Source organism: Nostoc cycadae WK-1 (assembly GCF_002897135.1).
GTDB lineage: Bacteria > Cyanobacteriota > Cyanobacteriia > Cyanobacteriales > Nostocaceae > Nostoc_B.
In genome coordinates this window covers 1-25,972 of sequence record NZ_DF978428.1, presented here as the reverse complement: position 1 = coordinate 25,972, position 25,972 = coordinate 1, and the positions used below count along the sequence as shown (strand labels likewise).

The following is a 25,972-nucleotide window of genomic DNA, read 5'->3' as shown; positions in this document are numbered from 1 at the left end:
TTATGCAAAATTGATTACCACTCCACAGGTAAAATCAGGCTGCCGTTGTCGGCATAAATTGTTCGAGAAGCGATCGCAGTTCTGGGAGCTATCGTGGAATTAAAGACTGCGCTTCTTTGCCCAAGTGCTGACTTGTTGCCGATGCTGGCGCGGAAGATAACGGAGTTCGGCCCTAACCCTACGGCATCACCTACACTAGTTTCAGGGCCATTAGCAACACCATTGACAACCTGCCTACCACCATGAACTAGAGCGCGAGGCCCATAACCAATCCCATTACCAAGAGTTAAACTAGTTGTTTCTAAAGCGTGAAAGACAACATCGTTTGCCATCCCAGCAATTGACCCAACATTAAAAGGTTCACCCTCATCAGCACGCAGCGAAATTCTACTAGCTAGTTTGTTGTTGAGTGTTGCTAAAGAATCTTGGAAAGTGATGTTGCCGATGATGCGGTTACGATAGTTAGGATCACGGGTCGGACTTCCACCTATCTGCGGCAGACCTCCGGAGTTAAAAGATGTATCTGGAGCGTAATTTATTCCTGTTACATTTGTTGAGTCTGTTCTGGCTAAATCTGTATATCCTTTGGCAAATGCTTCATTGACTTCAATGATACCTTCCATTAATGCAACGTCGGCTTGTGTCAGGTTTGCGACTTTCCCCAAGGTGCCGCTACTAGCTTGTAAGTTAGTTGTGACATTTTTACCAGGCAGGACAACTTTTCCTGCTGGTAAAGTAACACCAGGGCCAACCCGTGCCAGAAAGTTAACTACTGTGTTTCTTTCTACAGTTGCACCATCTATTTCACAGTTGAAGGCAAGAAATATCTCTGGAATAGTGTTGCTAAACTGAGTATTGGTAACTGGGTCGGTAAAAGGCCCAGTTGAGCCTTGAGTACCGATTTTAGCTGCTCCTTTGATGGTGGCCATGTGTGCCATAATGACATGCTCGCCAATCTCCACACCTGTTCCCGAAGCTATAATTTTTACCTGGTCTTGGATATTAGAACCTGTATCGATGCTAATAGGGGCATTAGTAGCGTTTAACTCGGAAAATGGTGCGATGTAGACTTTTTCTCCCAAGGTAATATTTGTGGGGTTGGTGATTGTCGCCGTGGGGTCAACGAAACTAGCTGACTCTGAAGGTGCTGCACTTGGGCATATAGGTAAGTTAATTGTCGTTGGATTACACGTCGTCCCTCCAGAAGCAAGGGCGGGTTGTATATATATCTGTGTAGCGATGGCAAACGCTAGGATAATTGTAGTTAAGACACTACAAATTTTGCGAGGTTTGAACATAGAAAGAAAACTCCTCACGGGCTATGAAATATTAGACTATGGAAAAATTTGCGTTAGATATATTGATGCGAACGCATACGAAAAACTGACCAAACAATTAAGCTACAAAGCCTCTATTTAGACTCTTTTTCTGTTTGGTTACAAGACAAAAAATTAACCACCCCAAAAACCTGTCAAGTTGTAGACTAATTGCAGGATAAATGATACCAATGGACTCAAAAGCGGAACTGTGATTGTTGTTGTTGCCCCAGAAATTGCATCATTGTAAACAGTCTGCCAAGCATCTGGCCCGCTAGTAGATTGCCCATAAACTTTTGTACTCACCGCCAAGGTTAAGCTCAGTACAGATAGACCCGCTAGTATTGTGCGACGTTTCAACATTATTGCTCGATATCTAATAGATTGCTAAGTTTTTTTGGCAAGGTAAATCGCAAAGTTAAAGCAAACTAAACTTTAACTTTGCGATTTAACTTACCTAATATGTGTTAAATCGAAGTTAGTTAAGTGTTAATTACTGCAAGGTGTAATTAACAGCTTATTGTATTCTTATTTGCTGCCTTATGCTAGGCTTTTGAGATTGATAAAAACTATGCTAATTATAAAAATATTATTAAGCTTATAATCTTCAACTTTGAAATAAAATTAATTCCTTGCTAAGAAAAAATATCTATCTTAGGGAAGAATCTAATTTAAATCTGATATTCTAAATAAAGAAAACATGAGATGCAATAGCTAAAAACACTACTGCTACTGTATTTGTACTTTCACAATCTGCTAATTCTTATACTCTCTGATATAAATGTCAACTGACAAAGTCTAATCTGATTAAATATAAACTTACAAAAAACTCTATCTTACGAAGGATATATTTTTTGATTAACTTTAGTAGGAAACTGAGAGCATATAACAAACATTAGTCTGTTTTATCATTACATTTATGCAATGACATAAATAAGGATATAGAGCATTAATTAATTTAACTAATGTTCTAGAAAAGATTTTTAATTACGAATTAACAACTGCTATCACCACAACAGATGATTAAGGAAGTAACGTAACAACTTTGTTCCTCTTGGTTCTTGATAGTTAGCTGGCAACAGAGCTATCATGGCATTTTGCAAAGTTTCTAGAGCGCTTTCTACTTCCTGTTTAGTGGTTTTGGTATTTGGCGAAAAATGTAACGGTTCGCCAACGCGAATAGTTAACTGTTTCCTGAGATACAGGTCATAAGTACCAATAAGAGCAACTGGTACTATTGGTACACTAGCACGTAAAGCATATATCACCGTTCCTCGCTTGAGGGGAAAATGCAATTTACCTTCAGTATTTCCCAGTCTTCCTTCAGGAAATAGAATCATCCCATCCCCATGAGCCAAAATCTCTAAAACAATGCGGTCTATTTGGCGTAATGTCTGGATATCGCCACCCGATGGAACATTGTCTTGAATTGCGGCGGCTAGTTCAGCTAAGTCTTGTCTTCCAGTTTTGGCTGCTTCCATCACAGCAATTTCTTCTTTCCACAACCGCGCCAAAGGAATCACGCCGCCAGCAAAACTCAAAATGAAGCGCTTCCATAATTTGTTATAAAGGGTGCGAGCATCACCCAAAATATAGTAGTACGGCTGGCTGGGGAGTTCTGCCAATAACAGCAAGGGATCGATGTGGTGAAGATGGTTGACAGCAAGAATTGCTGGTGTCTGCGGTAATTTTTCGAGATTTTCTACCCGAACGCTGAATAAAGTATGAATGAGCGATCGCAACACAAACCGTCGTACACTACCATTAATTTGGTGTTCTGTCTGTCCTTGGTTAATTCCTTCCAAGCGAGTCAAGGCTTCTTTGATTGTATGACGCACAGCGCGATCGCTGGCTGCTGCTACTCCTTCTTCTACCCGCTTAATAGTAGCAGCATCTAAAGACAGCAAACTATCTGGTTGATGGTTGGCGAAATTATTAATCACACCCTCGTTGAGTTCATGTAATCATCATATCCCTTGTTACCGCTTGGGCATTTTTAATTTATCTCAAGTATGATATTTAGTTCACTTCCAATTAAAAAAGAACCCCCGAAACTTCGAGGGTTCTTTTTTTAAAGCAGTTTTTTAAAGATTTAGAAAGGGGCGATCGCTAAACAAATTACAGCTAACATCGCAGCGATTATATAAAATACAGCTACAACTTGTAATTCTGACCAGCCACCTAACTCTAAATGATGATGTAAAGGAGCCATTCTAAACAATCGTTTGCCTTTACCATCTGGGCCTTTTGTTGCTTTGTAATAAGCAACTTGCGCCATTACAGACAGGGTTTCGACAAAGAAGATCCCGCTAAGAATAAATAATGCTACCAAGCTGTTTGTTAAAAGTGCGACAGCAGCTAAAGCACCACCCAAAGCCAAGGAACCTGTATCACCCATGAATACGCGGGCTGGGTTGCGGTTGTGTGCCAAGAAACCTAAGCAACTACCGCTTAAAGCTGCACAGAAAACCATCAAAGCTGGGGAAGTTGGGGCGACTACAGCACCTAACGCTAGAAGTGCGATCGCTACAGTTCCACCTGCTAAACCATCAATACCATCAGTTAAATTAGTTGCATTACTCTCTGCTACGAGAACAAACCCCGCCAAAGGCCAGAAGAGGAACCCTAAAGGCAGTGCAAAGCTCACCCAAGGCAAAGCAATATTTGTAATATTAAAAGGTTGATTAAACATTAACCAGATACAAAACAGCGCTGCAAAACCAATTTGCAAAGCTAGTTTCATTTTTGGAGAAATACCTTTGTTGGATTTCCGGCGGAGAATTTGCCAGTCATCAATCCAACCGATAAAACCGTAGCTAAGGGTTAATGCGGAGACAGCAACGACCTCTGTGGCGAAATTAGACATTATACAGGCAACGATCGCCGCAACAGGGATGAAGAATATCCCACCCATTGTTGGTGTGCCTGCTTTTTTCAAATGGGCTTGGGGGCCATCTTCGCGGATAATTTGTCCAGTTTTCAGTGCTTGCAGCATAGGTACTACTACATAGCCCACAGCAGCCGAAATCACGGCACACAACAACAAAGGCATGGTGAGAGATGTGCCTTGCCAAGGCAATCTATTCCCCATCAAATCACAAACTACTGCTGCTACACCTAGCCCGGTGGCTAAGGCAGAAGCAAGACCGATACCAGAAATGTTTAATCCTTGGTTAGGAGATAATTTAGCGTCCACAGGATCTTTTCCCTTCACTCCACACTAAAAAAATTTAATTACAGGGACGATAGCTATCACCAAGTCCCTAGCCTGATGGGGCTAATCTTCTTCAATAGCTATCTCGTCGTCATCATCATCAAGGTAATCAGCAATGCCGTCTTCTCCACCGAGAAAGTCTGAGATTTCTTCGTTTTCTTCCTCAGAAAAATCAGGTTCATGCACATCACGCGCTATCAAACGACCGTGGGATTGTAACCAATCTAAAAGGGAGGATTCTTGCTTTAATGGAATTACGGCAGCGCGTTGGTTGCGGGGTTCTTCACGTAAGGGAGAATTCAACATATCAACGAAGAAACAAAATGTTAATGTAACTAGACATTAAGCAGTCTATCACTTGAAACGTAATAATTTAGTTATTTATTGATTCAAGTCTTGCCTGCTGAAATCCGTAAGTTAGCAAAAATATTTTATTTAATAGTGGTAATACAGATAGGAATAAATTCTTAAAACTTTTTTGAGCTTTATACATAGGACATCAATATTGAACTTAAGGTGGATGAATTTTCAACATTCTTGATTTGGGGTAATAAACCATGATGGGAAAAGCGGCTTTAATCAATGCGATCGCTCCGACAAATCGCGGTTTGCTGGCTACTGAACCACAGAAACAAGCAATCTTAGCGGCGATCGCCAATTTAGAAGACCTCAATCCAACACCACGTCCAGTGGAAGCTGGTAACTTGCTAGATGGCAATTGGCTATTACTTTATACCACTAGCAAAGCTCTTTTAAACCTAGATCGTTTACCTTTTTGTAAACTTGGTCAAATTTATCAGTGTATTCGGGTAGAAACTACCAGCGTTTACAATATTGCTGAAATTTATGGCTTACCTTATCTCGAAGGATTAGTCAGCGTTGCCGCTAAATTTGAGCCAGTCTCCGGTCGGCGTGTCCAGGTAAAATTTAATCGATCTATTGTAGGTTTGCAACGTCTAATTGACTACAATTCTCCGGAAAGTTTTATCCACCAAATTGAATCAGGTAAAAAGTTTACGGGAATTGATGTGCCGATTAAAAGCGAAAACCAACAAGGCTGGTTAGACATTACTTATATAGATGATGATCTCCGCATTGGCAGGGGCAACGAAGGTAGTGTATTTGTTTTGCGTCGAACATAAGTTTTTCCTTAAGATGTGAGTTAGCGAACGAAACGAAATTATTCCATCATGTGCGCTTTGTCAAGTAGGGTCTGACCCCATTCTAGGTATGAACCTTTTATTTAGAACCTAACGAGAGGTAGATATAGGCAGGGGAGCAGAGGGGCAGGGGAGCAGGGGAGAGTAAATCGTGACCATTGACCATTGACTAATGACAAATAACTTAACAAACCCTCTAGTAGAGACCTTCAGGTTGTAGAGTGAAATCAAATAGCCCTATATATCGGCAATTGATAACTAAAAGGGAAGATAATCATGGTTCAACGTGGTTCTAAAGTACGTATTCTCCGCCCAGAATCCTACTGGTTCCAAGATGTCGGCACCGTGGCTTCTATTGACCAAAGCGGCATCAAATACCCAGTAATCGTCCGTTTTGATAAGGTAAATTACGCTGGTATCAATACCAATAACTTTGCCTTAGATGAATTAGTCGAAACAGAAGCACCAAAGGCTAAAGCTAAAAAATAAGTAGCAAAGCCAAAAGGGGATTCTTTAATGGGATGATGAAGGGAAGCTTTAAGTATGTAGAATGAAGCGTAAAGTTTCAGTTCTCTCATGCTTCCTCTCAGCCTACTCTAAGCAAAAGAAACTGCCCTGCGGGTATTTACGGTTTCTTTTCGATAGAATAGATATTCGCCGATAGGTGCGTACAGTACTTCCTCTCATCTTTCTCGACCCCTAGCTAAATTGCTTACTTATCAGTTCCAATGCCTGAACTGCCTGAAGTTGAAACAGTCCGCCGGGGTCTAAATCAATTGACCCTGAATCAAAACATCACGGGTGGAGATGTGTTGCTAAATCGCACCATCGCCTACCCGTTTTCTGTTGATGAGTTTATTCATAAAATCCAAGGTAGTGCCATAATGACTTGGCACCGCCGTGGTAAATATCTTTTATCTGAACTATCTCCTGGGGCTGGCTATCTTGGTGTACATTTGCGGATGACTGGTCAATTATTATGGCTGCACCGTGATGAAGCATTGCACAAGCACACAAGAGTCAGAATATTTTTTGGGGATCAACAAGAATTGCGCTTTGTTGACCAACGCACCTTCGGTCAAATGTGGTGGGTTCCCCCAGGCGTGGCTGTAGAAAGTGTGATGACTGGTTTAGCCAAACTAGCCGCCGACCCATTTTCACCAGAATTCACTGTTGAGTATCTCGCAGCTAAACTGCAAAATCGCCGCCGTCCCATTAAAACAGCATTATTAGATCAATCTGTCGTAGCGGGATTAGGTAACATCTACGCTGATGAAGCATTATTTAAATGTGGCGTGTTACCGGAAACCTTGTGTACAGATTTGCAGCTAGAGCAAATTCAGCAGTTACGCCAAGTCATTATTGAAGTCTTAGAAACCAGCATTGCAGCTGGTGGTACAACCTTTAGTAACTTCCTGAACGTTAAGGGGATCAACGGTAACTATGGTGGTGTAGCCTGGGTTTACAACCGTACTGGGGAACCTTGCCGAGTTTGTAGTAATGTCATTCAGCGAATTAAATTAGGTGGGCGTTCTAGTCACTTTTGTCCACAGTGCCAGCGATAGTAGATTTAGATCCCCGACTTCTTGAAGAAGTCGGGGATCTGAACAGTAGGAATTACTATTTCAAATAGATTGCAATGGATAAATTAAATGTGTAAAAGCGATCGCTCTGAGATTTGGCATATTGTAGCAAGCTAAAATCCTCTATGAGACAATCTGCAAACTTAACAGGGGAATATATGCCAGTCAAAAAAGGAGACGTAGTTCGCGCTATCCGCGAAAAGCTAGAAAATAGTGTCGAAGCCAAAGCCAGTGATACACGTTTTCCTGCTTACTTGTTTGAAACTCAGGGTGAAGTGGTGGATATTAAAGGTGATTATGCCTTTGTGAAGTTCGGACAAGTACCAACGCCAAATATTTGGTTACGCTTAGACCAACTAGAAGCATTTAAGTAAGCATTCCATCCTCAGACTAAAGGATGTGGTTGATGGACTGAACACGAATCACAATTATTAGGTGGGTAATGCCCACCTTTTCAGTTACAAGCTGGCGATCGCAGTTATCCACTATATATAGTAGTGATTCAAACGCAAAGTCCGCGGTGTTAAACGCGGAAGCTGCTCAAATTCCATTAAATTACGAATTAATTCTATGTCTTCCTCTATACCTTGCCATTTACCTCTTGTGACCATTATTGGTGCTGGTAGAGTTGGTAGCACTCTCGCCCAACGTATTGCTGAGAAAAATTTAGCCGATGTGGTGTTACTCGATATCGTTGAGGGTATGCCTCAAGGGTTGGCACTGGATTTAATGGAGGCTAGGGGAATTGAAATACATAATCGTCAGATTATCGGTACCAATAATTATGCTGATACTGCTGGTTCGGAAATTGTGGTGATAACAGCTGGACTTCCGCGGAAGCCGGGGATGAGTCGGGATGATTTGCTAAGAACCAACGCCAAGATTGTAGTCGAAGCAGCGAAAAATGCGATCGCACATTCTCCCAATGCTATTTTTATTGTCGTCACCAACCCTTTAGATGTGATGACTTATTTAGCTTGGCAAGCTACAGGTTTACCTCGTAATCGCATCATGGGTATGGCTGGCGTTTTAGACTCAGCCCGTTTTGAAACTTTCATCGCTTTAGAATTGGGTGTTTTACCTGCGGATGTTAAAGCGATGGTGTTAGGTAGTCATGGTGATTTAATGGTTCCGTTATCACGTTATGCCACAGTTAACGGCATTCCCATCACAGAATTATTAGATGCAGCTACAATTGATCGTTTAGTAGAAAGAACCCGCAACGGCGGCGCAGAAATTGTCGAATTGATACAGACAGGAGGTGCGTTTTTTGCACCTGCATCGGCAACAAGTTTAATGGTGGAATCAATATTATTAAATCAATCGAGGCTGTTACCAATTGCGACTTATTTGCAAGGTGAATACGGTTTAAATGATGTAGTAATTGGTGTGCCTTGTCGCTTAGGTTGTGGTGGAATAGAAAGTATTTTGGAATTAAATTTAAGTGATAGCGAACGTGAAGCTTTGCAGACTTCAGCTAAATCTGTGCGGAAAAATATCGAGCGATCGCAAGAAATTTTAGCCACGACCATATAATTATGATATTTATGTTTTAGCCAATGATGTAACTCTCCTTTCTCTTTAATTATCGGCCAATATTACGATTCATATCAGAACCAAACAAATGTAGTGGAATACGATCTTTAGGTAGCAATAGGTGATTTATCAATTCTTCTCGCAAATCTTTAAAAGCATAGCTATCTGCTAAAATACAATCTAAAAGAAGATTGTTAAGATAAAGGTATTTATCTAGAGCTTTAGCATCTTCTTCCGAAAACTTGACATCATAACCAATATCTAAATAACCACTCATAACTTTTTGTAAATTATCTGCCCACTGTTGCCATTCCAATTCAGAACTATCATAGCAAGGTTTACAAGATTGGAGAAATTTTAGTGCTTCTCCTAGATTCAAATAACCATTTGTAGTTGCTAAATCAATACTTTCATTTAACTTGAAGTCAATATTAAAATTATCATCAATACCTAATCTTTTCTTGATAAACTCACTGGCTGCTTGCAGTTTCCAGTTTCTACCGTATGCCTTATCAATTGAAAAACTATGAATTACCGATAAATTACGTGCTATAAAACATTTCGCTTTGGTAGGTATAATATTATCATTTTTTTCATTTATATTCCTTAGCTTGATAGAGATGCTTTCAGCTATCCTTCTGTCAACACATATCTCATTATCAATATATAAGTCTGTATCTAGATCTATAGTTAAATACATTGCTCTCCATGAACTAGATACAACTTCAAATGAATTTGTTAACTTATCTAGCCATTTTAGCATTTTTTGTAACTCATCACTTTTAACTATTTCATTGGTATAGAAAAAAATCTCTTTTAAAAAATCATCAGCTTTAGCAAGGCGTGAACCAATAATGACAAATACCTCTCGCCACTGAGGATCAGTTAAATGCTGTTTAATAATTTCTTTCTCAAGAATAGATTCACGACTTTCCAATATATGTTGAGCCGTAAAATACTCTTGAAATGTTAAATGTGAAAAGCTATAAATACCCTTAGCTTGTTCTGTTAAAATTCCATTATGAGCTTCCATTGCTTTCAATATATTTTGACTTTCATCTTCTATATTTTTATTAATTCCATCAATGTTTTCAATAAATTTACGAATTTGTTCTTGAATTTCCCACTTATGCCAAAAATATTTTTGGGGCTTTTGGATAAAAGCATGATAAGCTATCTCTCCTAACATATTTAATTTGCGTTGGCGTGATAGCTTATCTGTATAATTTTTACTCCGTTCTATATTACGAGTTGCATCCCATTTTCTGAGAAGTATGTCTACTGCTTCTTCATATAATGAATACCGATTGACAGGTAGGTCATAGTTTTCTCCTGCGACTAAACATAACAGTGTCAGTAATAATGGATTTTTAGCTAATTCTTTGATAGATTTGTTTGCTTCAAGTTTTGCTAAAAACTGTTCTAATTTGTTTTGATTATGAGAATTTTTAAACCATCTTTTTATAAATTCTTCAATTTCTTTTTCATCAAAGTCAGCAATTTCTACTTCTATAAAATTTTTAAATACATATTCGCAAGCTCCATGCCGACAAGTAATAACTACATAATTACCGTTATTATATTTTTCATTAAACTCATCAATCTGTTTATATATATTATGAATATCTTTAGCTAATACTTCATCTAAACCATCAAGAAAAATTAAACATTTTCCTTGATTTAGATAGTCGTAAATAAACTGCTCTACCTGACTTTTAATATTTGTTAAATCAGCAGGAATAGATTTAGCAAATTCTTGGATTAGTGCTTCAAATAAACTCAATTTATTTTGATTTTCTGCAAGCTTCTTAAGCGAGATAAAAAATGGTAAAGCTGCTTCTAATACATTTTCTGAAACACAAAGTTCAGAAGGTAAATGCATAGCTAGATATTTTAAGAAAGTAGTCTTACCTGCTCCCGCCATTCCCCAAATCATTAGTTGGTGGTGTTTTTTGACTACTTCTATACCAGGAACTCCTGTTTTAAGTACTACCTGACCAAATCTATTACAATTAAGCTCCCTATGATACTTCTCTTTTGAGAATATTGCTTGTAGTTCTGCTTGCCGTCCTTTAATACTTTCTATAATATTGACTTTAACAAAAATATCATTCAACGAAACTGGTTTATCCATAGTTAAGACTTTTACACTGTTGCATTCTCTCCTAATATGTTCTAAATAAGATTCTAGCCAGCTTCTTTTTACATAATTAGAGACAGAACAAAATTGATTTACTGCTTGTTGATAACTTTCGCAATCAAGCAGAATATTACATAAATAATTAAGATTAACCTCTCTCATCTTTGGAGGAGATGAGGAATTGAAAAAATTACGAATTGTTCGCTCAGATATTAAATCGTCCCCATCATTTTCTTCAAACTCTTTATTAAATTTTTGATGAAGTTTAGATATAAGCTTTTTGAAAGACTTTCCAAACTTTTCTTGATAAGATTGTTTTAATTTATTAAATACTTCTTTATCAACTTCAATTGCTACCACTAGTAATCTCCTCTGTAATTATTTTTGTCTTCTAGATGTCTTGATACATAAAATAAATGATGAAAGATAATAACTAATGATTTAGTAACATATCAATATTTTATATTGACGATAGCGGTAAAAATTAGAAAATATATCAAATTACCGCCTATTGCCGCCTATTACCGCCTATTGATTAAAACTCTTAGATTATGATAATGTGTGGTGAGATTAAAAAACCTCCAGCATATTCGCTAGAGGTATGATTATATGATTTGTCAATTTATTAAGAATTGATGACTTTTACTGATTTGGTTTCTGCCGTTTAACCATAAGCAAGACCTGAATTAGCTCTGTGACAGCTCGTATTAAAACTGCGGTAGCAATTATGAAGCTGACTGTACTATCTTGTGGTAATTCCTGGATAGGATCTATTGGTAGTGGAGCTAATTCACAGCAATGTGAAGTATTGTTACTAACTGACTGTTCTGAGTTTAGCATTATTATGCCTTCGTAATACTTGAGAATGAACCCCAGAGGAACTCAGACAGCAAAATAATCTAGCTATCATACTTTAGAGATGTATGATACTTTGGAATTAGATAATAATTTTATATTTTGGTCTAGGAAGCCTCTGGGTTTAAGCCTAGGCCAATTTTTTTGCCTAGTCTTGTCTTTAGTATTGCAGATGTATCATATTTGTGGGCGGCAGTAACAACGGAAATATAGAGGAACTTTCGCACAATCAGTTACTACATTGCGTATTCAACCGCTACGGTTGACTTCCTAAAACTATTTATGACCTTTTGCAGCTAAAAATTATCTCTTTTGAGGTAATCAAATAGTTACATCATTAGAAAAACTCAAAATCATTGAATCAACATACATTACTCTAAGTTTGAGTAAATAAACAAGCCAGTTATTGTAGTGACAAATATAGTTGTCTGCTAAATTCTTAACAGATTTATATTTTGATTGATTGGGTTGGGCTAGTGTGTTCCACTGGATTTATATTGTCATTCTTTTGTTCTTCAAGATTTATAGAATACTTTTGTACTAGTTTATCTTCTCCACAACACCCAGCTTCCCATGTATCACCTGCTTTATGCTTACACACATTTTTAGCTAGAACCTTATTGATAGCAGTTTGGCTCATGATTAATTGCTTCCCTCTAAGGTAGTAATTTAAAAATTATATCCTTAAGCGGTAATAAGCGGCAATGAGCGGCAATATTAAGTAATCAAGTATTTAAAAATTAAGAAATTCAACCATAATATACATAGAAATGTTATAAATTAGCAGTGTAATCCTTTTTACTTTCCACCCAAGCTATTAAAACTATTTTGCGCCTGTTTCGTTCTTCAATAACTAAAAAAATAGGCAGTGGTCATTAATACCACCGCCTTTAATCAACACCAGTTTAATCTATCGTCACGACATTATTTATTACTTACTTAACGTCCATATTCATCAGCAGGATCACCATAAGGATCTTCACTAGCGGGACTTAAATTGCTGTACTCATCAGCAGGGTCGCCGTAGGGATCTTCACTAGCGGGAGTTAAATCGCCATAGCCTTGATTTGCGGGGTCGCCATAGGGATCTTCGCTGGCGGGACGCACCTCGCGATCGCTATCTTGCTCAAACTCATCATTATTTGAACCTGCGAAAAACTCTTTCGCTTTTTGAAAAAAGCCGTCTACCATAATGCTTCTCCTGAATTGTTGTGCTAAATAAATTTAGTAAGCTGGCGCTTCTTGGGGAGCAATATTTGTTAAATCACGACCTGTAGAACGCCCGTTATAGCCTTGAAAATCTCGATACTGTTGCGCTTCTGACTCTGGAACCCGAATTCCTTCTTGTGGCGGCGTTACCCAGTGAGCGCGACCTTGATTATCGCGGTAATAAACACGCCCATTTTTTGATAGGTAATATTTGCCATTTGGCCCTGCTCCTTGGGCATTTTTTCGCTGTTTATAAAGGTAATAAAGAGCAGCAGCACCAGCTAAAACGGCTACTTTTTGTCCAGTAGATAATCCTCTTTTAGCTTGGGGTGGGTTGGTAGCAGTGGGATAATTTACGTTTCTACCAACAGTGTCATCCACAGGCGGTGGGGGTGATGCTGTGCGGGAGCCATCACCACAGCTACTTAAAAAAGGAACTGATAGTAAAGCGGAAAGAAGTACAGCCGCAGGTAAGGGAGCTTTTTTATGATTTTGATATATACTGTTCATTGATTTTTTCATCACCCTGCATTTTCTAAATGCTGTGTTATTGAATAGGCTTGAGAATTCAAGAGCCAAGATTCTCAATAAATGATGAATAACCCAGTTAAATCTCTCACCCAATTTACAATTTAATAGTGTGAGTTCCTTGTTCTGGCTACTTAATTCTTTTGCAATTCCAAATATTTTTAAATTTCATGATTCACATCATGCAGTAATAATTGCAGTATTTACTCCTGCTTTTGAGAGAAACTATATTCATTCTCTAGAAATATTCTGTTAACTGGATCAAAACTATTTTGTGTATCTGCTGATGTAGACCAGTTCATACACTGTAGTTTGTTTGTGTATTTAGATATAAGTACCAGATGAGATAATCACACAATTTTGTGTATAAAATTTTCAAAAATTGGCTAAAGAATTACCGTGCTTGACAAAGTTCAGGGATAAAGAGCGATCGCATAATTCTAAATTCTCTTAATTTCGGTAGATATTAAGTTGTTATGTTCTAAAATTTACCAAAAATTTATACTTAACTACTGTGTAACTTCATTTACAATATTAGTTTATTTAATACTGTCGATTAACTCTGATTATACTTACTACACTGGTAACTATCCCTACCAATTATTAAACCTGAAACAAATAAACTATGTATTATCAAATCTGGAATTTTTTCTTGAGAGATGATAAGTATTTCTATTGGAAAGAAAAAGTCCATTGTAACCAACACTTTGACCATTATACATGGCAAAAAATTATTGATTTTTTATTACTAGTAGAGCAGAATTTTTCCCTCAAAGCTCAATTAGGAGAAACTGACAGTATTGAACCATTTATTAAATTAGCAGAAGAAAATGGTTATAACTTAACTCCAGAAGCGCTTGCTTGGTTTGTCGTCACTAGAAAACAGATTTGGGATCTGTTTGATATGGCACAAAAAATCCCATCTTTGAAAAACAAATTACTTGCGGCAAAAAATCCCCAACAGTTCATTAAAATAGCTCAAGATAATGGCTATCAATTTTCAGTTGAAGAATTATCTTGGCTATTAATTGAAATTAAATGTTCACCAGAATTAGTTTCCATAAATAATAGTGTGGGAGAAATCCTCACAGTATCAAATTACGGTAGAGTCGAAATAGGATACTGGATTTGGTTAGCAGAGTATTGGGGAATTGTGCCACCATTTTGTCATGTGAATAAGTCAGAAAATCTTCTTAGCCAAAATACGCGCAATCCATTTTTGCTTGACCAGTGCTTTTTACCCAAGAGCTACTTTAATCAACGATTGATCAGTGTGGTGTAATTTAGTTCGTAATTCGTAATTCGTAATTAAAAAATGCTGTTACCTATCTTATTAAAAGTAAAGCATCCTGAGAACGAAAGTTTTTACTTCAGATCAGGATGCTTTATTGTCGTCTCAGCTGATCGAAAAATTCTCGAACAAATCAGCTAAGAGAAACTTTCAAACTGCCAGGTTCACCAAGATTTCCTTGTAACACTACACCACGCTGGTTGACGTGTAAGTGACGCAGAATCTTGTAAATGGCTTCCACTTCTTCAGGCGCACCAGCTTTCTCAGCAATTTCTCCCAAAGAAAGGGGCGTTTTTTCAGCTTGCAAAACAGTAACTACTTTAGTTTGCAAATCAAGAATAGCAGCAGCGGCTTTTTTACCTGCTTCTACTCCTGGTTGGTGGTAGGCGTTAATGTTAACCAAGTTGCCATAGAAACCAACAGCACGGTCATACAAAGCAATTAAAGCCCCGACTGTGCGAGCATTAACTTGAGGAATAGTTATAGTAATTGAATCGCGCTGATTTTCATAAAGAGCTTTCCGAGTTCCTTGCAAGAAACCAGAGAGATAATCGCCAGATGTAACTCCAGGATCGATTTCTGGGGATTGACCATGACGATCTTCCAAAACTTCGATCAAAGTTGCAAAGAAGTTGGGTACACCATCACGCAACTGTTGAACGTAAGCGTGTTGGTCTGTTGAGCCTTTGTTACCATAAACGGCAATACCTTGATGAACGATATTACCCTCTAAATCTTGTTCCTTACCCAAGGACTCCATTACCAGCTGCTGCAAATAGCGGCTGAACAGTGCCAAGCTGTCTTTGTAAGGTAAGACAACCATATCTTTTTTGCCTTTACCATCGCCAGCATAGTACCAAGACAAAGCCAACAAAGCCGCTGGGTTCTTTTTAATATCAGGGATGCGGGTTGCATCATCCATCTCTTTTGCACCATCTAGCATGGCACGTATATCAATGCCTTGTAATGCTGCTGGTACTAAACCCACAGTAGACATTTCTGAGGTGCGGCCTCCTACCCAGTCATACATGGGGAATGTGGCTAACCAACCTTCAGACTGGGCAACTTTATCTAAATTACTACCAGGGCTGGTAATCGCTACAGCATATTGAGCAAAATCGAGATTATGACCAGCGTAGGCTTTTTTGACTTCAATCATGCCGTTGCGGGGTTCTGGTGTACCTCCAGATTTGGAGATTACCAAAACTAAAGTGCTGGCGAGATTGTTGCGTAGTTGGTTGAGGATGCGGTCAATACCTGCGGGATCGGTATTGTCAATAAAGTGAATTTTTAGCGGAGGAAAATCAGAAGCAAGGGCTTCAGAGACAAATTCGGGGCCAAGGGCAGAACCACCAATACCAATGGAGATGATATCAGTGAAGCGATTAGCTCGCGGAGGATGTATTGCACCTGTTTGGACTTTTTCGGCAAAGGCTTCAATTTGTTCCAGGGTTTGGACAATTTCTTGTGTCAGTTCTGGAGTGGGTGCTAAATCAGGGTTTCGCAACCAATAGTGTCCAACCATGCGATTTTCGTCGGGATTGGCGATCGCACCTTTCTCTAATTCCGCCATATCCCCAAATGCTTTATCAAACTTCGGACGCAATGATTCCACGAAAGCATCATCAAAACGCATCCGGCTTACATCTACGTACAGTCCTAATCCCTCGTGGAAATATAACCAATCTTGGTATCTTTGCCAAAGTGCTATTGCATCCATAGGGAAATCTCAAGTAAGTTGTTTTTCCATGACAAGTTTAATGTAAGGTCAGGTGCATCCCTGCCTAGCCTTATACAGTTTTAAGTGTTGGGCTAATTTGCCGTCTTAAACATCTGGCATAGGTACGACCCGCAGAAACTTGACAATTTCCCCTCTAATTTCAATTCCAATTAAATAATCATCTAGGGTAAAACGATGAAAAATGCCCTCGCTGTCTAGCTGTCGCAGTTCGGGAAGACAATGCAGCTGCCACTTTTCCCCAAATTCAAAAAACACAAAATCATATACCCGCTGATAAGCAGCAGGCTCTAAACTCTTCAGATCCATTAAAAAAGACCTGGCATAGCGCATTTCCACACTCACTAGGCATCACCTCTATTAGGGGTATAAGGGAATAGGGGTGTAGGGGTGTAAGGGAATCAGATGTCAACTAGAGATTAGTCCCTAGCCTCTAGCCTCTAACCCCTTGTTCACCACTGCATCAGTAAAACATTAAAATTTGTATCGCTTCTTCCTGAGTCAAGATATCCCAAGGCTGCTGAGATTGCTTAACTTTCTGTATAGCTTTAAGCATATAAAAGTCACAATGTAAAGCATGAACATCCTCCCAAACGCTTTGGAGTTCTTCATCCCCTAACTGCTCAATTAAATGATGGATTCTTATACGCAGCAAGTTCATATATCAATAAACTATGTTCCAAAAGTCAAGGCTATTGTTCCCAAAAATTGGCAATGGTGAACGGTAAGATGTACTATCTTGGGAACGAAGAAGAGGCAGGGGGGCAGGGTGCAGAGGGAGCAGGGGAGAATAACTAATGACTAATGACCAATAACAAATGACTATTGACTAAAAAATGATTGACTATTTAATTTTTTTGGCAATTTCTACGGCAATTTTTGCCTTGTTTGGTCTGGGACTGAATTTACAGTGGGGCTTTACGGGGTTAATTAACTTTGGTCATATTGCTTTTATGACCTTGGGAGCTTATACAACAATATTGTTAAGTTTAAAAGGCGTTCCTTTACTGATATCAGCAGTTATTGGGGCAGTAGTGGCGGCTTTGTTGGGCTTGGTGATTGGTTTTGCGACTCTGCGTCTGCGCGAAGATTATCTGGCTATTGTCACTATTGGTACAGGTGAGTTAATTCGTTTGGTGGTGAATAACCAAGAATTACCTGTAGGTGATACATGGATATCTGGGGCGTTTGGGGTGCAAAGTTATACTATCCCTTTCTCATCAGAACCAAATTTTGCAGTTCGCTTGGTAATGATTGGGTTGCTGACGCTGTTGGCGGCTGTGACTTTTTTTGTTTTGTGGCGATGGATTCGCACAGCCCAAAGATTTTTAGTGGCCGATACTTCTAAAAAAACCAGCAGCAAGCAAGAACTGGCATCGCGTTTAGGGGTAGGTATTGTTTTGGGTTTGTTGACAGCAGCAATTTATATTTCTGGTGTGATTGGATTGTATAATTACAACCCCAAAGCTGGTTTTATGTTGTTGTCGTTGTTGGTGTTGGCATTTGTCTTTTGGCGGTTAGAAATTTTGGTGCGATCGCCTTGGGGTCGAGTCTTAAAAGCTATCCGCGAAGATGAAGAAATCCCCAAAGCTTTGGGTAAAAATGTTTTTTGGTACAAAATTCAATCTCTGATGTTGGGAGGTGCGATCGCAGGTGTTGCAGGTGCTTTCTTTGCTTGGCAGTTGAGTGCAATTTATCCTGATAATTTCCAACCGCAGCTAACTTTTGACGCTTGGATTATGGTAATTTTGGGCGGTTCTGGAAATAACATTGGCACAATTTTAGGTGCAGTGATTTACTTTGCTTACGATGCCATTACTAGAGAAGTTCTACCCAGAATTATTCCTCTAGATGAAGCGCGTCTGGGTGCATTTCGGATTATGGTAATTGGTTTAATTTTAATGGTGCTAATGATTTGGCGACCTCAAGGTATCTTAGGGAAAAAGGAGGAACTCACCCTTGGTAAATAACCAATCATCGCCACTTCCCTTGTTAGCAGCCTCTGGACTTTGCAAAAGCTTTGGCGGGATCAAAGCAGTCAATGAGGCAAAAATTGAAGTTCTCAAAGGTAGCATCACTGGGTTGATTGGCCCCAATGGTGCGGGTAAAACTACTTTATTTAACTTACTTTCTAACTTTATTCGTCCAGATAAGGGACGAGTGATTTTTGATGGCGAACAAATCCAGCAGTTGCAACCATATCAAATTGCCCAACAGGGACTAGTCCGCACTTTTCAGGTAGCGCGGACTCTCTCGCGGTTGTCGGTGTTGGAAAATATGTTACTGGCGGCGCAAAAGCAAACAGGTGAAAGTTTTTGGCAAGTGCAACTCCAACCCCACTTAGTCGCCAAAGAAGAAAAACAATTACAAGAACGGGCAATGTTTTTGTTAGAGTCTGTGGGGTTAGCGCAGAAAGCGCAAGATTACGCTGGATGCTTGTCTGGTGGACAACGCAAGCTGCTAGAAATGGGTAGGGCGCTAATGACTAATCCCAAGTTGATTTTGTTGGATGAACCAGCAGCTGGAGTAAACCCAAGATTAATTGATGATATATGCGATCGCATTGTCACCTGGAACCGCCAAGACGGTCTGACATTTTTAATTATTGAACATAATATGGATGTGATTATGTCCTTGTGCGATCGCGTTTGGGTACTGGCTGAAGGTCAGAATTTAGCTGATGGTTCTCCTAGCGAAATTCAAACTAACTCCCAAGTTTTAGAAGCTTATTTAGGAAAGTAATTTTCGATCTAATCCACTCAGGAGTCAGAACTTCCGAATAACATTCTGGTTGCTGACTACTGAATTCTTAATTTTTTGTTCAGCATTCTCAATCTTGTAGATTCCGACAATAAATTCCATCCTTTCGCTGAATGAATTTGTAACTAACTAACTCGCGTTGCAAGGTAAGGTAGTCAGGATGATAACGACCGAGAATTTCGTTCACCATCTGTTCAGAATATTCAACTTCTAACTCAAATTTAGTAGACAACCATTTGAGAATTACTAAGCGCTTTTTGCGACTAACGGGAATTTCTTTGAGGCGTTGAACTCCATCTAAGCTGGTGGGATTGCTTTCTAGATAATTATTCAAAACTTTGCTTTCCCAAGCTTCAGTATCTATCTGGCTAATTAAAGAAGCTATGTTTCCTGGAGTAAAAATTTCCTGGCTAATTTTTTCTAAGGCTTCACTATCTAGCTGATACAAACGGCTGTTACCATCAGGGCGCATAGTCACCAAATTTACTTCTTTAAGTTTCGCCAAATGGTGAGATACTGTCGGTTCTTTAAGTTGCATGAGTGCTGCTAATTCTTCCACACTACACTCTTGGTTTGCCAAAATACCTACAATCTTCAATCTACTTTCGTCTGCTAACACTTTAAAAAATCGTAGTAGGGTCTTAAACTGTTCTTTTCTCATAATTTTTTATCATTAATTCGACCCCGATCTAATTAGAAAGAAATCGAATTATTCGTGCTGTCCTCCTAAAATGCAGCGCTAATTTCCCATCACTTATTTTTTTAATTAATGTCAATTTTGCGATTTGTTTAGGAAAAAAATGAAATTTCTTAAGTTGTTCTTTACATTTCGCTATGCTGAAACATTCGTTAGCTAGAAAAAGAATAAACAAAATAATTAAACAAGGTACTTATGTTGTACAGGCGGCTAAATTTTTAGATGTAGACCAATCTACTTTATACGTAGCACTTCAAAGAGCGCAAGTTTCCACAATTACAAAAACTAGACTATCAAGCGAGGACAAGACCTCTTATATAAGTAATTGAAATAATAATGATTAAAAATTAAAAATATTGCCGATATTGAGTAGCGATCGCCACAACAATGTGAATGATTAATTGACATAGATTACTAGTCTAGCCTAAGAAAAACAAATCCGAGATAGCAAATACAAAGTTGTGTAGGCACACAATATTTCTGGCAATAAATTATATTTTAATTAAACACAAACAATTATCTGTGTTTATTTTTAATTAAAAATGTTCAAAAATCATGCTCGGTTCTCTTGACCAAAAACCAGCCAAGAGAATTTATTTGATAAAGTAATATACAATATTTCCCTTCTTGAAATTATGACTGCTGTTATTCCCGTAGCAAAACCTGTTAGCCAGATGCAATTGGCTCCTGGTAGTGCAGTTACTATACCAGATGTCAGTTGGTCAGAATTCGAGGCGATTTTAGAGGAATTGGGACACAAGCGGCGTGCGAGAGTAGCATATAGCCAGGGTACTTTAGAAATTATGGTTCCTTTACCTGAACATGAAATACCCAGAGACATGCTTTCAGATATTGTCAAAATATTGCTAAAGCTAAAAGGTCTGAGATACCAACCTTTTGGTTCCACTACTTTCAAAAGGGAAGGTATAGCTGGAGTTGAACCCGACGCTTGCTTTTACATCCAAAATTACCAACGTATGATTGGCCGTCGTCGCTTGGAACCTGACGACCCACCACCCGATTTGGCAATTCAATCTGATGTCACTTCTAAAACCAAACTTGATGCTTATGCAGCCATTGGCGTGCCGGAACTTTGGGTTTATGATAGCGGCACACTAAAAATTTATGTATTGCGTGATGGAATTTATTTAGTTTCTGATGATAGTCCTGTATTTGAAGACATACCAATCAAGCAAATCATTCCTACTTTTGTGGAACGCGCTTGGCAAGTAGGCAATCTTCAGGCTTTGGAAGAATTTGAAGTGGCGATCGCATCAAAATAAAATTTAAGCACAAAAGTTATCTATTGAGGCTGGGTGTAGAGGTGTGAGGGTGTCAGAGAAAAGATTAACCAAGTTAACTTAACTAATTTAAGTTGAATGAGCAATGACTACAAAACTGACGAAAGAATCATGACTCCTTTCACCTTTACCCCTCTATACCCTTTCACCCCTACACTCTTTTTTAACCAAACTGCTCTTCCACATCAAGGTTAAACAACATTTGTAGCGTTTGCATACAACGTCGTCTCGCCTCGACATCCTGTTGCGCTCGTAATTGCACCATCGGATCGTGTAAAATTTTGTTAACGATTCCTCTTGTTAAAGCTTCGATCACTTCCTGATGTTTGTCTCCAAATTCCGAACCCAAACGCGACAAAGCTTTTTCCAACTCTTGTTCGCGGATGGTTTCGATTTTATTTCGCAGACAGCTGATAGTAGTTACAGTTTCTAAACTGCGCCACCAAATATCAAAAGCTTCAATTTCTTCTTCTAAAAGTTTTTCGGCTTCTTGAGCCATTTTGCGTCGGCTTTCGTAGTTCTGTGCAACTACTGCTTTTAAATCATCAACATTAAACGCCTGGACATGTGCTAGTTCATTGACATCTGAGTGTACGTTACGCGGCACAGAGATATCAAATAACATCAAAGGACGGCCAGGTTCTAAAACTATTTCTAACTTGGCGCGGTCAAGTATTGGCTCTGTTGCAGATGTACTAGTAAATACTAAATCGCTTTCGGCAATTACGGTCATCATTTCCGCCAGCAAATGAATGCGGATTGGTTGGTCAGAGAACTGCTTGGCTAATTCCTGGGCGCGATCGCGGGAGCGATTTACAATACTAATTTGTCCCGCACCTTTAGAAATTAAATGTTGCACCAACAACCGCGACATTTTGCCAGCACCGAGAATTGCCACTCGACAAGCAGATAAATTAGCAGCTTTGATTTGTGCCAACTCCACAGCCGCCGAACTAATAGAAACAGCACCAGTGCCAATACTTGTTTCGGTACGTACTCGCTTACCCGCTGTAATTGCTTGTTTAAATAATCGATTCAAAATTGTTTTTATACCACTGTATTGCTGCCCCAGTTTGTGAGTATTCTTCACCTGAGCCAGAATCTGACCTTCTCCGAGGACTAAGCTATCTAATCCTGCTGCTACCCGCATAATGTGCATTACAGCGTCTTCGTGCAGTAGCACAAACAGGTGTTGTCTTAAAGAAGATACAGGGAATTTGCTGTGTTCTGAAAGAAACTGAGTAACTTCGCGGACACCTTGGTCAGTTTCACTAGCCACAATGTAAATTTCCAGACGGTTGCAAGTGCTAAGTATAGCTACTTCGTCAATGTGGGGGTAACTAGTTAAATGAGCGATCGCACTTTCAGTTTGTGGTTCTGGAATACTCAGCTTTTCCCGAATTTCGACTGGGGCTGTTTTATGGCTTAACCCCACCACTGCAATATTCATTTCTTATCAACAATTAATAATGGGTTATTAACAATTGGGGAATGGAAGTAAAAAGTCAAAAGGCAAAAGTAAAAAACAAAAATATTTTTTACTTTTTACTTTTTACTTTTGACTTAATGAATCTCTCTCCCGAATTTCTAGTGCAATTGCAGAGTCTTAGGCTGTTCTACCATGTGGATTGTATCGACAAATCTAGCTGTCTTAGACTGGCTAGAGATAACCAAACTTTGAGTTCTTGCACCACCGTGGAAGAAGCGGACACCTTGCATTAAATTACCAGAAGTAATTCCGCAAGCAGCAAACAGTACATTTTGACCAGAAGCCAGTTCATGAGCATCGTAGACCTTATCGGGGTCAGTGATGTTCATAGACTGCAAACGCTCAATGTTAGCTTCTTTGCTTTCCCCAATTAGACCTGTTTTCACCACTGCTGGATCGTAGATCAATTGGCCTTGGAAGTGTCCACCCATTGCCCGCATAGCCGCCGCAGAAATCACACCTTCAGGTGCAGCACCAATACCCATCAGTGCATGGATATTAGTTCCCGCAAAACCACAAGATATGGCTGCACCTACGTCACCATCAGAAATTAGTTGGACTCTGGCTCCCGCTTCGCGGATTTCTTTAATCAAATCGTTGTGGCGTTCGCGCTTCATTACAACTACTACGAGTTCATCAATCGAGCGATCTAGACACTCTGAGAGAATCTTGAGGTTTTCGGTGGCTGACTTGTTAATGTCTACTTTGCCTTTAGCTGCTGGGGGTGCTGCTAGTTTCTTCATGTAGAAGTCAGGTGCAGCAAACAAGCCACCTTTTTCAGAAATTGCCAACACAGCCATTGAACCAGGCTGTCCGTATGCTACTAAGTTTGTACCTTCGCAGGGGTCTACGGCAATGTCAATTTCTACTAACTCATCAGGGTTACAAAAGTCTTTTGCGTCTGGACTAGTGCAGATACCAACTTCTTCACCGATATACAGCATAGGAGCGTCATCACGTTCCCCTTCCCCAATCACGATGCGACCACGCATATAGATTTTATTCATGCGCTCACGCATTGCTTCTACTGCTACTTGGTCAGCCGTGTTCTTTTCGCCTTTACCCATCCACTTCGCAGATGCGATCGCGGCTTGTTCTACTACCTCAATAATTTCTAACCCAAGCGTATTTTCCACAGACTCACCCTCTCAACTGCTCTCTATTGCGTTATTTCATCTGGCCATTTCAGTTTTCAAGTCTACCAAAGTGCCGATACCTATGGAAAATAGTATTCACTCACATAATTGTTAATTTTTGCTGCTAATTTATGTAAATAAATACCAGTAAGCTGAAACTACAGTTCTTTTGTACTATTAACTAATTAAGATTAACTTAGTAGTTAAAATCTCCATAGCTTTAGCTGGGCAAGGCTTAGAGAGTATATGAGTAATGCCTTATTTAAGTGTAATGTAGCAATTCAGCAAAATAAATGTGTATTTTTTGTATGTGTAATTGACTAAATTAGGTCAAGAAACTGCGTATAAGTTTACGAAAAAAAATTGGCTACATCGAAAAATAAATCAGAGGTTGAGCGTGTTTATTGACTACATCACTCTTATGTTGATCAATATGGTTGCTGGATTAGTTCTCCTAGCTAATTACGTGAATCGAGGCTTATTTAGCACAAGTCAGAAACAATGGATTCCTGGGTTTGGAATTACAGGGGCCATTGCCTTGCCAACTGGGCTACACATGATTTTCACATGGACTGTGCATGGTAGCTTCAATTATTGCGTTTGGAGAAACAACTGTCCTTTTCGGAACTTTGTTCATTGCGGCAGCGATCGCCTTAGCTTTAAATTGGGATTTGTGGACAGTAGCGATTTACGCTTTTTTTGCTGGATTGGTAGCAGTTGTTGTCGGTATCCGCATTATAAATTTAAACATCACCAAAACACCTGTACTAACAGGAATAGGTTTTCTCCTGACTGGCTTGGGCGGTATTTTTGCCGCACCTGCTCTGTATTGGAAAACTAACCGTACTTTGCGATTAACTGGGACAGTCGTGTTGATTGTGGCTGCTTTGATTTGGGCGTTTATCGGATATCTAGCCTACTGGAGTCATTTTGAAAGCTTCCAACAGTGGATTCCCGCACCTATGCGCTAAATTACACAAGCAATAGTTTAAAGGATTGTTATGAAAATCTTAGAATCATTCCAGATTTTTATAGAACGACACACTCTTAGCTTTCTTTTTTTTCTACTGGGTGCATTGCTAATCATTTTGGCATTAACCACTAACCTTAACTTACCAGTAATTAAAGGAGTTGCTCCCTATGCAGAGTATCGACTAGCTTCCCTGGTACTGGGTATTATTTTTGTTTTATTGGCAACCTTGTTATATTACTTACCTCTCGATGCAGGAAAAGCTATTCCAAATGAATTTAGAATGAGTTTATTTGAGCGAAGAGATAAGTTGCTTTCAACTACTCAAAAAGATATTCTGAGCTTCATAGAAGCAAAAACCACAAATAATAATAGAGGACTTCAGCAAGAGGCATTCGAGCAAAAGTGGACTAATAGAAGTCGCTCAGAGACTTATTATCGATTAGAACAACTTTGTTTACTCGGCTTTGTAGAAAAAGAAGAAGTCGCTAAATCTCCAGAAGGCATACCACGCTTTATATACCGTTTATCTTCTAATTATCAACAATTGATAGGTAGGCGGAGTAAAACATAATAAACTAGCCTAGAAATAACTCACAAACATCAATAAAATACAAACTTATGTTGGACTTCCTCAATCCCCTACTTGGTCGTCATCCAGACAAGGTTAAAGCTAACGTCGAAATTTATACCTGGCAAACCTGCCCATACTGCATTCGTGCCAAAATGTTGCTGTGGTGGAAAGGCGTAAACTTCACTGAATACAAAATCGACGGTGATGAAACCGCTAGAGCCAAAATGGCAGAAAGAGCTAATGGTCGTCGAACAGTACCACAAATTTTTGTTAATAATCAACACATTGGTGGTTGTGATGACATTTATCAGCTAGACACCAAAGGTCAACTTGATTCTCTGTTGACTCAAGCAGTATAAGTAAGCCGGTGGAAAAATTTACAGGCTGTCTCTTATACACATCTAGATGTGTATAAGAGTCAGGAATTACCTGTAGGTTAAACCTGGAAACCTAGATCGGAAGCACGTCGGGTAGG

The 25,972-nt window shown here is 39.1% G+C and carries 27 protein-coding genes and 1 pseudogene; 13 read left to right on the top strand and 15 right to left on the bottom strand.

Translation table 11 applies throughout. From position 1 onward, the window contains the following. Positions 1–14 precede the first annotated feature (14 nt). The 5 genes from NCWK1_RS12775 to NCWK1_RS12755 all read right to left on the bottom strand — a co-directional run bounded on the left by NCWK1_RS12775 (position 15) and on the right by NCWK1_RS12755 (position 4,836). Positions 15–1,298 (bottom strand): LbetaH domain-containing protein, encoded by a 1,284-nt coding sequence (locus NCWK1_RS12775; RefSeq protein ID WP_103124988.1) that lies wholly within the window; start codon positions 1,296–1,298, stop codon positions 15–17. 153 nt (positions 1,299–1,451) lie between these two features. Continuing rightward, positions 1,452–1,679 carry a hypothetical protein gene (locus NCWK1_RS12770; protein ID WP_103124987.1) on the bottom strand — a complete coding sequence of 76 codons (228 nt, stop codon included), beginning with the start codon at positions 1,677–1,679 and terminating at the stop codon, positions 1,452–1,454. Between the two features lie 644 nt (positions 1,680–2,323). Beyond that, positions 2,324–3,259 carry a lysophospholipid acyltransferase family protein gene (locus NCWK1_RS12765; protein WP_187308140.1) on the bottom strand — a complete coding sequence of 312 codons (936 nt, stop codon included), beginning with the start codon at positions 3,257–3,259 and terminating at the stop codon, positions 2,324–2,326. 149 nt (positions 3,260–3,408) lie between these two features. Further along, positions 3,409–4,512: a phospho-N-acetylmuramoyl-pentapeptide-transferase gene (mraY, locus tag NCWK1_RS12760; RefSeq protein WP_103125134.1), complete on the bottom strand. Its 1,104-nt coding sequence runs from the start codon at positions 4,510–4,512 to the stop codon at positions 3,409–3,411. Positions 4,513–4,593: 81 nt separating this feature from the next. Continuing rightward, positions 4,594–4,836 (bottom strand): DUF3134 domain-containing protein, encoded by a 243-nt coding sequence (locus NCWK1_RS12755; RefSeq protein WP_096583484.1) that lies wholly within the window; start codon positions 4,834–4,836, stop codon positions 4,594–4,596. 251 nt (positions 4,837–5,087) lie between these two features. Between NCWK1_RS12755 and NCWK1_RS12750 the strand changes: the two genes are divergently transcribed. From NCWK1_RS12750 to mdh, 5 genes are all read left to right on the top strand, one after another. After that, positions 5,088–5,672 carry a PAP/fibrillin family protein gene (locus NCWK1_RS12750; RefSeq protein ID WP_096583486.1) on the top strand — a complete coding sequence of 195 codons (585 nt, stop codon included), beginning with the start codon at positions 5,088–5,090 and terminating at the stop codon, positions 5,670–5,672. A gap of 294 nt (positions 5,673–5,966) precedes the next feature. Beyond that, the gene (locus tag NCWK1_RS12745) at positions 5,967–6,179 is read left to right on the top strand and encodes a photosystem I reaction center subunit IV (protein ID WP_096583488.1); all 213 of its coding nucleotides are present in this window, start codon (positions 5,967–5,969) and stop codon (positions 6,177–6,179) included. A 239-nt stretch (positions 6,180–6,418) separates the two neighbouring features. Beyond that, entirely contained in the window at positions 6,419–7,255 is an 837-nt protein-coding gene (locus tag NCWK1_RS12740; protein ID WP_096583490.1) for a DNA-formamidopyrimidine glycosylase, read from the top strand. A gap of 176 nt (positions 7,256–7,431) precedes the next feature. Continuing rightward, on the top strand, positions 7,432–7,647 hold the full coding sequence (ndhO, locus tag NCWK1_RS12735; protein ID WP_096585656.1) for an NAD(P)H-quinone oxidoreductase subunit O: 216 nt from the start codon (positions 7,432–7,434) through the stop codon (positions 7,645–7,647). A 196-nt stretch (positions 7,648–7,843) separates the two neighbouring features. Then, a complete protein-coding gene (mdh, locus tag NCWK1_RS12730) occupies positions 7,844–8,809 on the top strand; it encodes a malate dehydrogenase (RefSeq protein ID WP_103124986.1) in 966 nt (321 codons plus the stop codon). A 49-nt stretch (positions 8,810–8,858) separates the two neighbouring features. On the opposite strand, the gene NCWK1_RS12725 is transcribed toward mdh, so the two are convergent. After that, complete coding sequence (locus tag NCWK1_RS12725; protein ID WP_103124985.1) at positions 8,859–11,309, bottom strand: NACHT domain-containing protein; 2,451 nt, start codon at positions 11,307–11,309, stop codon at positions 8,859–8,861. Between the two features lie 334 nt (positions 11,310–11,643). On the opposite strand from NCWK1_RS12725, the gene NCWK1_RS29565 reads away from it, so the two are divergent. Further along, on the top strand, positions 11,644–11,805 hold the full coding sequence (locus tag NCWK1_RS29565; RefSeq protein WP_187308139.1) for a hypothetical protein: 162 nt from the start codon (positions 11,644–11,646) through the stop codon (positions 11,803–11,805). A gap of 447 nt (positions 11,806–12,252) precedes the next feature. Here NCWK1_RS29565 and NCWK1_RS12715 read toward each other — a convergent pair whose 3' ends face one another. From NCWK1_RS12715 to NCWK1_RS12705, 3 genes are all read right to left on the bottom strand, one after another. Next, the gene (locus tag NCWK1_RS12715) at positions 12,253–12,444 is read right to left on the bottom strand and encodes a hypothetical protein (protein ID WP_103124983.1); all 192 of its coding nucleotides are present in this window, start codon (positions 12,442–12,444) and stop codon (positions 12,253–12,255) included. Positions 12,445–12,743: 299 nt separating this feature from the next. Further along, the gene (locus NCWK1_RS12710; protein WP_103124982.1) at positions 12,744–12,995 is read right to left on the bottom strand and encodes a translation initiation factor; all 252 of its coding nucleotides are present in this window, start codon (positions 12,993–12,995) and stop codon (positions 12,744–12,746) included. Positions 12,996–13,028: 33 nt separating this feature from the next. Further along, positions 13,029–13,523 (bottom strand): hypothetical protein, encoded by a 495-nt coding sequence (locus NCWK1_RS12705; RefSeq protein ID WP_103124981.1) that lies wholly within the window; start codon positions 13,521–13,523, stop codon positions 13,029–13,031. A 643-nt stretch (positions 13,524–14,166) separates the two neighbouring features. On the opposite strand from NCWK1_RS12705, the gene NCWK1_RS12700 reads away from it, so the two are divergent. Beyond that, positions 14,167–14,823: a Nif11-like leader peptide family natural product precursor gene (locus NCWK1_RS12700; protein WP_103124980.1), complete on the top strand. Its 657-nt coding sequence runs from the start codon at positions 14,167–14,169 to the stop codon at positions 14,821–14,823. 142 nt (positions 14,824–14,965) lie between these two features. Here NCWK1_RS12700 and NCWK1_RS12695 read toward each other — a convergent pair whose 3' ends face one another. From NCWK1_RS12695 to NCWK1_RS12685, 3 genes are all read right to left on the bottom strand, one after another. Next, positions 14,966–16,552, bottom strand: a complete 1,587-nt coding sequence (locus NCWK1_RS12695; RefSeq protein WP_103124979.1) for a glucose-6-phosphate isomerase — start codon at positions 16,550–16,552, stop codon at positions 14,966–14,968. A gap of 105 nt (positions 16,553–16,657) precedes the next feature. Next, positions 16,658–16,915: a cytotoxic translational repressor of toxin-antitoxin stability system gene (locus NCWK1_RS12690; RefSeq protein ID WP_096583506.1), complete on the bottom strand. Its 258-nt coding sequence runs from the start codon at positions 16,913–16,915 to the stop codon at positions 16,658–16,660. 118 nt (positions 16,916–17,033) lie between these two features. Next, the gene (locus NCWK1_RS12685) at positions 17,034–17,231 is read right to left on the bottom strand and encodes a hypothetical protein (RefSeq protein WP_015111825.1); all 198 of its coding nucleotides are present in this window, start codon (positions 17,229–17,231) and stop codon (positions 17,034–17,036) included. A 175-nt stretch (positions 17,232–17,406) separates the two neighbouring features. Here NCWK1_RS12685 and NCWK1_RS12680 point away from each other — a divergent pair, with 175 nt between their 5' ends. Both NCWK1_RS12680 and NCWK1_RS12675 read left to right on the top strand, forming a co-directional pair. Next, positions 17,407–18,540 (top strand): branched-chain amino acid ABC transporter permease, encoded by a 1,134-nt coding sequence (locus NCWK1_RS12680; protein ID WP_103124978.1) that lies wholly within the window; start codon positions 17,407–17,409, stop codon positions 18,538–18,540. Beyond that, positions 18,530–19,312 carry an ABC transporter ATP-binding protein gene (locus tag NCWK1_RS12675; RefSeq protein ID WP_103124977.1) on the top strand — a complete coding sequence of 261 codons (783 nt, stop codon included), beginning with the start codon at positions 18,530–18,532 and terminating at the stop codon, positions 19,310–19,312. The genes NCWK1_RS12680 and NCWK1_RS12675 overlap by 11 nt, the downstream gene beginning before the upstream one ends. Before the next feature lie 88 nt (positions 19,313–19,400). Here the strand turns inward: NCWK1_RS12675 and NCWK1_RS12670 are convergent, their stop codons facing one another. Continuing rightward, positions 19,401–19,991 carry a DUF2087 domain-containing protein gene (locus NCWK1_RS12670; RefSeq protein ID WP_103124976.1) on the bottom strand — a complete coding sequence of 197 codons (591 nt, stop codon included), beginning with the start codon at positions 19,989–19,991 and terminating at the stop codon, positions 19,401–19,403. Between the two features lie 671 nt (positions 19,992–20,662). Between NCWK1_RS12670 and NCWK1_RS12660 the strand changes: the two genes are divergently transcribed. Further along, positions 20,663–21,310 (top strand): Uma2 family endonuclease, encoded by a 648-nt coding sequence (locus NCWK1_RS12660; protein WP_103124974.1) that lies wholly within the window; start codon positions 20,663–20,665, stop codon positions 21,308–21,310. A gap of 181 nt (positions 21,311–21,491) precedes the next feature. Here the strand turns inward: NCWK1_RS12660 and NCWK1_RS12655 are convergent, their stop codons facing one another. Further along, positions 21,492–22,778, bottom strand: coding sequence for a glutamyl-tRNA reductase (locus NCWK1_RS12655; RefSeq protein ID WP_096583516.1), 1,287 nt, complete (start codon positions 22,776–22,778; stop codon positions 21,492–21,494). 137 nt (positions 22,779–22,915) lie between these two features. Further along, positions 22,916–23,953 (bottom strand): class II fructose-bisphosphatase, encoded by a 1,038-nt coding sequence (glpX, locus tag NCWK1_RS12650; protein ID WP_103124973.1) that lies wholly within the window; start codon positions 23,951–23,953, stop codon positions 22,916–22,918. 397 nt (positions 23,954–24,350) lie between these two features. Here glpX and NCWK1_RS12645 point away from each other — a divergent pair. From NCWK1_RS12645 to grxC, 3 genes and pseudogenes are all read left to right on the top strand, one after another. Beyond that, positions 24,351–24,924, top strand: a pseudogene (locus NCWK1_RS12645) (DUF981 family protein). 30 nt (positions 24,925–24,954) lie between these two features. Beyond that, positions 24,955–25,497: a hypothetical protein gene (locus NCWK1_RS12640; RefSeq protein WP_103124972.1), complete on the top strand. Its 543-nt coding sequence runs from the start codon at positions 24,955–24,957 to the stop codon at positions 25,495–25,497. Positions 25,498–25,544: 47 nt separating this feature from the next. Beyond that, complete coding sequence (gene grxC, locus NCWK1_RS12635; RefSeq protein WP_096583520.1) at positions 25,545–25,856, top strand: glutaredoxin 3; 312 nt, start codon at positions 25,545–25,547, stop codon at positions 25,854–25,856. Positions 25,857–25,972 lie beyond the last annotated feature (116 nt).